8 protein-coding genes are annotated in these 7,173 nt (G+C 66.2%); 5 read left to right on the forward strand and 3 right to left on the reverse strand.

Annotated features, from left to right (window positions below; all coding sequences use genetic code 11):
- Positions 1-43 precede the first annotated feature (43 nt).
- From AC5JJ6_RS09150 to AC5JJ6_RS09160, 3 genes are all read right to left on the reverse strand, one after another.
- Entirely contained in the window at positions 44-688 is a 645-nt protein-coding gene (locus tag AC5JJ6_RS09150; protein WP_496041738.1) for an rRNA large subunit pseudouridine synthase E, read from the reverse strand.
- A complete protein-coding gene (gene msrA, locus AC5JJ6_RS09155) occupies positions 676-1,146 on the reverse strand; it encodes a peptide-methionine (S)-S-oxide reductase MsrA (protein WP_496041739.1) in 471 nt (156 codons plus the stop codon). The genes AC5JJ6_RS09150 and msrA overlap by 13 nt, the downstream gene beginning before the upstream one ends.
- Before the next feature lie 91 nt (positions 1,147-1,237).
- Positions 1,238-1,933: a dienelactone hydrolase family protein gene (locus AC5JJ6_RS09160; protein ID WP_496041740.1), complete on the reverse strand. Its 696-nt coding sequence runs from the start codon at positions 1,931-1,933 to the stop codon at positions 1,238-1,240.
- A gap of 129 nt (positions 1,934-2,062) precedes the next feature.
- Between AC5JJ6_RS09160 and mepA the strand changes: the two genes are divergently transcribed.
- From mepA to AC5JJ6_RS09185, 5 genes are all read left to right on the forward strand, one after another.
- Complete coding sequence (mepA, locus tag AC5JJ6_RS09165) at positions 2,063-2,932, forward strand: penicillin-insensitive murein endopeptidase (protein WP_496041741.1); 870 nt, start codon at positions 2,063-2,065, stop codon at positions 2,930-2,932.
- 119 nt (positions 2,933-3,051) lie between these two features.
- The gene (locus tag AC5JJ6_RS09170; protein WP_496041742.1) at positions 3,052-3,726 is read left to right on the forward strand and encodes a GntR family transcriptional regulator; all 675 of its coding nucleotides are present in this window, start codon (positions 3,052-3,054) and stop codon (positions 3,724-3,726) included.
- Positions 3,726-4,772: an ABC transporter ATP-binding protein gene (locus tag AC5JJ6_RS09175; protein ID WP_496041743.1), complete on the forward strand. Its 1,047-nt coding sequence runs from the start codon at positions 3,726-3,728 to the stop codon at positions 4,770-4,772. The genes AC5JJ6_RS09170 and AC5JJ6_RS09175 overlap by 1 nt, the downstream gene beginning before the upstream one ends.
- Before the next feature lie 16 nt (positions 4,773-4,788).
- Positions 4,789-5,889, forward strand: coding sequence for an ABC transporter ATP-binding protein (locus AC5JJ6_RS09180; RefSeq protein ID WP_496041744.1), 1,101 nt, complete (start codon positions 4,789-4,791; stop codon positions 5,887-5,889).
- A gap of 44 nt (positions 5,890-5,933) precedes the next feature.
- Positions 5,934-7,173 (forward strand): ABC transporter substrate-binding protein (locus AC5JJ6_RS09185; protein WP_496041745.1); only part of this gene is annotated, 1,240 nt, incomplete at its 3' end.

Consider the following 7,173-nt stretch of genomic DNA (forward strand, 5'->3'; position numbering starts at 1 on the left):
TGCACACCCGTGCCGCCGGTGACGTGGAAGTGGCAATAACTTATCAGCTTCCCGCCGGCGATTTGAAGGGAATCTCGAGCCAACGGCCCGGTTCCAATCCATCCAGCGTCCAGTCTCCGACGGCGTGGCGGATCAGCCGCAGGGTCGGCAATCCCACGGCGGCGGTCATACGGCGCACCTGCCGGTTCCGGCCTTCCCGCAGCGTCAGTTCCACCCACGAGGTCGGGATGCTGGCGCGGTAGCGGATCGGCGGATCACGCGACCAAAGGCCGGGCGGTTCGTCGATCAGGCGCGCGCCTGCGGGCAACGTCGGACCGTCGTTGAGGGTGACGCCCCGGCGCAACGACTCAAGGGCGTCGTCGGTGGGAATGCCCTCGACCTGTGCCCAATAGGTCTTCGGCTGCTTGTGCTTCGGATCCCCGATCCGGGAGATGAGCCGGCCGTCGTCGGTCAGCACGAGCAGACCCTCGCTGTCGCGGTCGAGCCGGCCGGCGACGTAGACGTCCGGCACCTTGATGAAGTCGGCCAGCGTCGCCCGGCCATGTTCCCGGTCGGTGAACTGGGAAAGCACGTCGTAGGGCTTGTTGAACAGGATGAGCCGGCCGGACGCGGACGCTGGCCATGGCTCCGCCTTCCGGGCTGGCGGCTTTCGGGCAGGCGGCTTCTTGCCGAACTTCAGATGTGGCAAGAAGCCATGCCCCGGCGCTCCAGATACCGCTGGTGATAATCCTCCGCGCGCCAGAACGTGGCGGCCGGCGATATCTCCGTCACGATCAGGCGGCTGAAGCGGCCCGATGCCTGCGCAGTCGCCAACGAGGCGCGCGCGGTCTCCTCTTGGTCGTCGGAATGGGTAAAGATCGCCGAGCGGTACTGGCTGCCGACATCCGGCCCCTGCCGGCCGGGAGTGGTCGGATCGTGGATCTGCCAGAACACGTCGAGCAACTGGGCGAACGAAACCTTGGCCGGATCGAAGGTCACTTCGACGACTTCGGCGTGGCCTGTCTCGTCGGTGCAGACATCGTCATAGGTGGGGCTTTCCGTCGATCCCCCCAGATAGCCGACTGCGGTATCCGCCACGCCGTCGACGTGGCGGAACGCCGCCTCGACACCCCAGAAACATCCGGCTCCGAAAGTCGCCTTTTCCATATCAACCTCCCGTCGGGCGTCGCGCACTGTTCGCGCCTGCCCGGTTATGTCGCGCGGCCCGACGGAGTTTTCCAGCTTTACCCCGATACTGCTAGCGCAGGTTGAGGTTCAGAAAATCGACGGTCCGCTGATTGGCCAGTTCGGCCGCTTTCGCCTCCGCTCCGGTAGCACCGGGACGGGCGAAGCCGTGACCGACTTCAGGATATGTGTGAATCGACATGCCCGCAACGGGACAGAGACGTTCCTTGATCCGTTCCCGCGTTTCGGCCGGAATGAAGGGGTCCTTTTCTCCGATATGCATCATGAAGGACCGGGACAGCATTGCGCATTCGCTCAAGTGACGATCGATCCCCGTGCCGTAATAGGCGACGTTGGCCTGGGTGTCGCCCCGGCAGCCCATCAGCCACGCAAGGCGGCCCCCCATGCAGAAACCGACCGTCGCAACGCGTCCGTTGCAGCGGTCCATCTCGCGCAGGTGCAGCACGGCTGCCTTGATGTCATCGAGCATCTGGGCGTCGTTCAACTGCGCCATCCGGCGTCTGCCCTCCTCCAGCGCCTGTTCGGTTCCAGGCTCCAGTTCCTCCAGCTTCCCGAGCCGCCACGTCAGGCTGGGACAGATCGTCAGGAAGCCTGCGTCGGCAAAGCGGTCGGCAGTGGTTCGCATCGATTTGTTGAGGCCGAAGATCTCGTGGATCAGGACGACGCCGCCGGCGCGCGGCCGATCGGGGGGCGTCGCCAGATAGGCCGGCATCCGCTCGTCATGAACTTCGACTTCCATATCCGGCATTCATCTTCTCCCAGCAGCTACGGTCCTCGTACATTCGGGAAACCGCTTGTTTACCATATCGATGGTACATGGCGTCGGGGCGTGTGGGGAGACTCCCGAACGCTATAGCCAACTAAAGGTGGCCCTGGGATGAGACGTGGATTGGCGGCGCTGCTGATCGCCGCCGGATTGACCGGCGCCGCCGCCTTACCCGCTGGGGCTCAGCCGGAATGGAGCAAGGCGGCGGCGCCGGCGCCGGGTGCGGTGCGGATATTCGGATCATATACCAACGGCTGCATCGCAGGAGCCCGGTCCCTGCCGCCGGAGGGTCCGGGGCATCAGGTCGTGCGCATGTCGCGCAACCGCTATTTCGGCCATCCGGAAACGATCGACTACCTGCTGAACTTCGGCCGCCGGGTCGCCGGCGCCAATCTCGGGATAGCCCTGATCGGCGACATGTCGCAGCCGCGCGGCGGTCCGATGGCGTTCGGACATGCCAGCCACGAGATCGGGCTGGACGCCGACGTCTGGTTCCGGCTGGACCTGCCGCCCCTGCCCCGCATAGCCCGCGAGAACCTGGACCTGCCGAGCATGGTCGATCCGGCGAACCGCCGGGTCGATCCGAAACGTTTCACCGACAAACAGGCAGAGTTGCTCCGCTTCGCGGCACTGGACCCGCGCGTCGCGCGCATCTTCGTCAATCCTGCGATCAAGCTGGCGCTGTGCGAGCGTCCCTGGACCGACCGGTCGTGGCTGCGGCTGATCCGGCCCTGGAACGGTCACGACGCCCATTTCCATATCAGGCTGAACTGCCCGGCCGACCAGCCGAACTGCGTGCCGCAGGACCCGCCGCCTGCCGGCGACGGTTGCGGCGACGATCTGGATGCATGGCTGAAGAAGCCGGCGCCGGCCGTTCGTCCGCCGCACAAGGAGGCGGGGAGACCCACGCCATCACCGCCGGCGATGCCGCCCGCCTGCCACTCGGTCCTCGGAATGCCACCTCAACAGGCAATGCGCTGACCGAAAAGACCGCAATATGCCTCATTCATAATCGTTAAATTTCCATAAACAATTAGCTTGCGCACTTTTCGATCTCTCGCTTAATATCATTATCGATAATGATATCAGGCGGAGCGGAGATGACGCGGCTCAGCGAGCAGTCGGCCTTGCAGTTCACCAGGGCGCGCAAGGGAAGCGTGCTTTACGACGACCTGCGTGCCCAGATCGTCAAGGGCGCGCTGAAGCCCGGCGAGCCGATGCTGGAGATCACCGTCGCCCGCGACTACGGGTGCAGCCAGGGAACGGTCCGGGAGGCGCTGATGCGGCTCCACGAGGACGGGCTGGTGGTCAGGAGCGGCTATCGCGGTACGACCGTTTCGACCACCAGCCCGGCGGAAGCGCGCGAGATGCAGTTCCTCCGCCTGCATCTGGAGACCCAGGGCATCGGCCGCGCGGCCTCATTCGTCGACGATGGGCTGATCGACCGCCTGTGCGGACTGGTTGTCGAGATGGAGCAGGCGGCGAATGCCGGCGACGAGTACGGGCTGACCGAACTCGACTGCGATTTCCATCTCGCGATCTTCGGACGGGCCGGTCTGCCGGCCCTGGACGCGATCCTGAGCCGGTGCCTGCTCCACCTGCACCGGGTCACCCTGGCGGAACCGGGCCGCACGCGGCCCCTGCTGATTTCCGCCCGCCGCCACTGGGACGTGATCGACGCGCTCCGCACGCGCGATCCCGGCACGGCGGTCCAGGCGATCACCCATCACATCAACACCGTTCTGGAAACCGGCATCGCCGGCGGGGAGGGCTGATGGCATCGATACAGGCCGGAGTGAACAAGTCCGACGTCCTGGACGACCGGCGAACCAGCGGCAAGGCGGAAGCGGTCGCGGAAATCAGGAACCTCCAGGTCGGCTTCCGCACCGACCAGGGCAGCTTCAATGTCCTGGACGGCATCTCCTTCACGGTGCGGAGCGGGCGCACCCTGTGTCTGGTCGGGGAATCCGGCTGCGGCAAGAGCGTTACCGCGCTGTCGATCATGGGACTTCTCGCCCCCACCGCGCATATCGGGCACGGCGAAATCCTGCTGGACGGCACCGATATCCTGAAGCTGGACCGCAAGGGTCTGAACGAGCGGCGCGGCGACCGGATGGCGATGATCTTCCAGGAACCGATGACCTCGCTGAACCCGGTCTTCACGATCGGCGACCAGATCGTCGAAGGCATTCTGCGCCACCGCCGGGTCAGCCAAGCCGACGCCCGGAAGCGCGCGGTCGAAATGCTGCGGAAGGTCCGCATTCCAGCGCCCGAGCAGCGCATGACCGATTATCCGCACCAGCTTTCCGGCGGCATGCGGCAACGGGTGATGATCGCGATGGCGCTTGCCAACGATCCCCGCCTGCTGATCGCGGACGAACCGACCACAGCACTCGACGTGACGATCCAGGCGCAGATCCTGGAGCTGATCCGCACCCTTCAGGACGAGACCGGGACGGCGGTGCTGCTGATCACCCACGACCTTGGCGTGGTCGCGGAAGTCGGCGACGACGTCGCCGTGATGTACGCGGGCCGGATCGTCGAGCAGGCCGCCGTCGCCGACCTGTTCGCCGATCCTCAGCACCCGTATACGCTGGGATTGCTCAGCTCGATCCCGCGCCTGGATGCGGATCTGGGGCCGCTGCCGACCATCCGCGGTTCGGTGCCCGCCCCTTCGGACATGCCGGCGGGATGCAGGTTCTCGACCCGCTGCCCTTTTGCCGACGAGCACTGCCGGACGCAGGAACCGCCACTGGCCGAGATAGCTTCGGGCCACAAGGTCGCCTGCTGGAAGGCCCCGCTTGAAGAGAACGCCGCCTGAGAAGGACACGCCAGCCATGGCGCAGGTCGATAACACCGATGCCCCGAAAGCCAACATCCTGGAAGTGGAGGAGCTGAAGAAACACTTCCCGACATCCAAGGCGCTGATCCCCGGCGGAGGCCGGACGGTCAAGGCGGTCGACGGCATCAGCTTCAACGTGGTCACCGGCGAGACGCTCGCCATCGTCGGGGAAAGCGGCTGCGGCAAGTCCACCCTGGCGCGGCTGATCCTGCGCCTGACCGACCTGACGGACGGGACGGTCAGGTTCCACGGCCAGGACATCGCCAAGCTGACGGAACGGCAGATGCGCCCGTTGCGGGCGCGCATGCAGATGATCTTCCAGGATCCCTTCGCCTCACTGAATCCACGGATGAGCGTCGCCGAGATCCTGACCGAACCGATGATCGTCCACAAGCTGGGCGACCGCCGCGAGCGGCGCGAGCGGATGCACGAGCTGCTGGAGCTGGTCGGGCTCTCGCCCCGGCACGCCGACCGCTACCCTCACGAGTTCAGCGGCGGACAGCGGCAGCGGATCGGCATCGCACGGGCGCTGGCGGCCGGGCCTGAACTGGTGATCGGGGACGAGCCGGTGTCGGCCCTGGACGTCTCCGTCCAGGCGCAGGTCATCAACCTGCTGGAAGACCTGAAGCGCCGGCTGGGGCTGACGCTGGTCATCATCTCCCACGACCTTGCCGTCGTGCGGCACATGTCCGACCGGGTCGGCGTGATGTATCTGGGCAAGATGGTCGAGCTGGCGCCTACGTCTGAGCTTTTCGCCACGCCGCGCCATCCCTATACGCGGGCGCTGATGTCGGCGGTTCCCCTGCCCGATCCGTCCACGCGGTCCAACCGGCAGATCCTGGAAGGCGACGTGCCGAGCCCGCTGAACCCGCCTTCGGGTTGCCGTTTCCACACCCGCTGCCCCTATGTGCGCGACCGCTGCCGTACGGAAGAGCCGCTGCTGGACTCAGGGGTTGCCTGCCACTTCTGGCGGGAGATCGAGGCGCTGCCGGGACCCGACCGGACCGCGAAGCCGGTCAGTGCCGCCTATCGGCGGCGCCGCGCGCTCTACATGGAGCGGCGCGCGAATCAGGATGACGCGGTGGCCGCCGGTTGAGGCCGGCCCCCCTGCGTACACGAAGAAAACAGGGAGCTTTACAGATGAGCATCAGAACTTGGAAGGCCGGCCTGCTGGCCGCCGGCATCATGGTCCTTGCAGCGACCGGCGCTTCGGCCCAGACGCTCCGGATCGGTTTGGCGGAAGATCCCGACATGCTCGATCCTGCCATGGCGAAGGCGTTCGTCGGCCGCATCGTCTTCACCGGCCTGTGCGACAAGCTGGTCGATCTGGCGCCGGACCTGAAGATCGTCCCGCAGCTTGCCACGGAATGGTCGTGGTCCGACGACAACAAGTCCCTGACCATGAAGCTGCGCCAGGGCGTCACCTTCCATGACGGCGAACCGTTCAACGCCGAGGCGGTCAAGTTCAACCTGGAGCGCTCGCTCAACAAGCCCGGCTCCGCCCGGCGCAGCGAGATCGTCGCGATCCAGACGATCGACGTGGTCGATCCCTATACCGTACGCCTGAACCTGTCGGCGCCATCCGCCCCGCTGCTGGCGGCGCTGTCCGACCGGGCCGGCATGATGATCTCGCCCAAGGCCGCCCAGGCCGCCGGCGACAACTTCGCCCGCGCTCCCGTCTGCTCCGGCCCCTACAAGTTCGTCGAGCGGATCGCTCAGGACCGCATCGTGCTGGAGAAGTTCGACAAGCACTGGAACGCCGCCGCCTTCCCGGTCCAGCGGGTCGTCTACCTGCCGATCCCGGATACGACGGTACGGCTTGCCAACCTCCAGTCGGGCGGTCTGGAGATCATCGAGCGGACGGCCCCGGCCGACCTGCCGACGGTGCGTTCCGACAGTTCGCTGAAGCTGGAGCAGGCGACCAGCCTGGGGTACCAGGGCATCACCTTCAACATGGCGAATGGTCCGCGTGCGGACAACGTGCTGGCCAAGGACGTCAAGGTCCGGCGGGCGTTCGAACTGGCGCTCGACCGCACGATCATCAATCAGGTCGGTTTCGAGGGCGAGCACACCATCGGCAACCAGCCCGTGGCGCCGAACAACCCGTTCTACGCCAAGACCGTCCCGGTGCAGGAGCGCGACCTGGAGCAGGCGAAGAAGCTGATGGACGAGGCCGGACACGGCCGGGTCAAGGTCGAGCTGATGACGCCGAACAACCCGGAGCAGCTTCGCGTCGCCGAGGTGATCCAGGCGTTGACCGGCGAAGCCGGGTTCGACGTTTCGGTCAACGCGACCGAGTTCGCCACCGGACTCGACCGCCAGACCCGAGGCGACTTCGAGGCGTTCCTGATCGGCTGGAGCGGCCGGGCCGACCCCGACG

It is taken from the genome of Skermanella sp., assembly GCF_059503625.1.

What these genes read in the sequence shown, in the direction of transcription:
- msrA (WP_496041739.1), bottom strand. Translation starts at nt 1,146, where the DNA reads ATGGAAAAGGCGACTTTCGGAGCCGGATGTTTCTGGGGTGTCGAGGCG.
- AC5JJ6_RS09160 (WP_496041740.1), bottom strand. Translation starts at nt 1,933, where the DNA reads ATGCCGGATATGGAAGTCGAAGTTCATGACGAGCGGATGCCGGCCTAT.
- mepA (WP_496041741.1), top strand. Translation starts at nt 2,063, where the DNA reads ATGAGACGTGGATTGGCGGCGCTGCTGATCGCCGCCGGATTGACCGGC.
- AC5JJ6_RS09170 (WP_496041742.1), top strand. Translation starts at nt 3,052, where the DNA reads ATGACGCGGCTCAGCGAGCAGTCGGCCTTGCAGTTCACCAGGGCGCGC.
- AC5JJ6_RS09175 (WP_496041743.1), top strand. Translation starts at nt 3,726, where the DNA reads ATGGCATCGATACAGGCCGGAGTGAACAAGTCCGACGTCCTGGACGAC.
- AC5JJ6_RS09180 (WP_496041744.1), top strand. Translation starts at nt 4,789, where the DNA reads ATGGCGCAGGTCGATAACACCGATGCCCCGAAAGCCAACATCCTGGAA.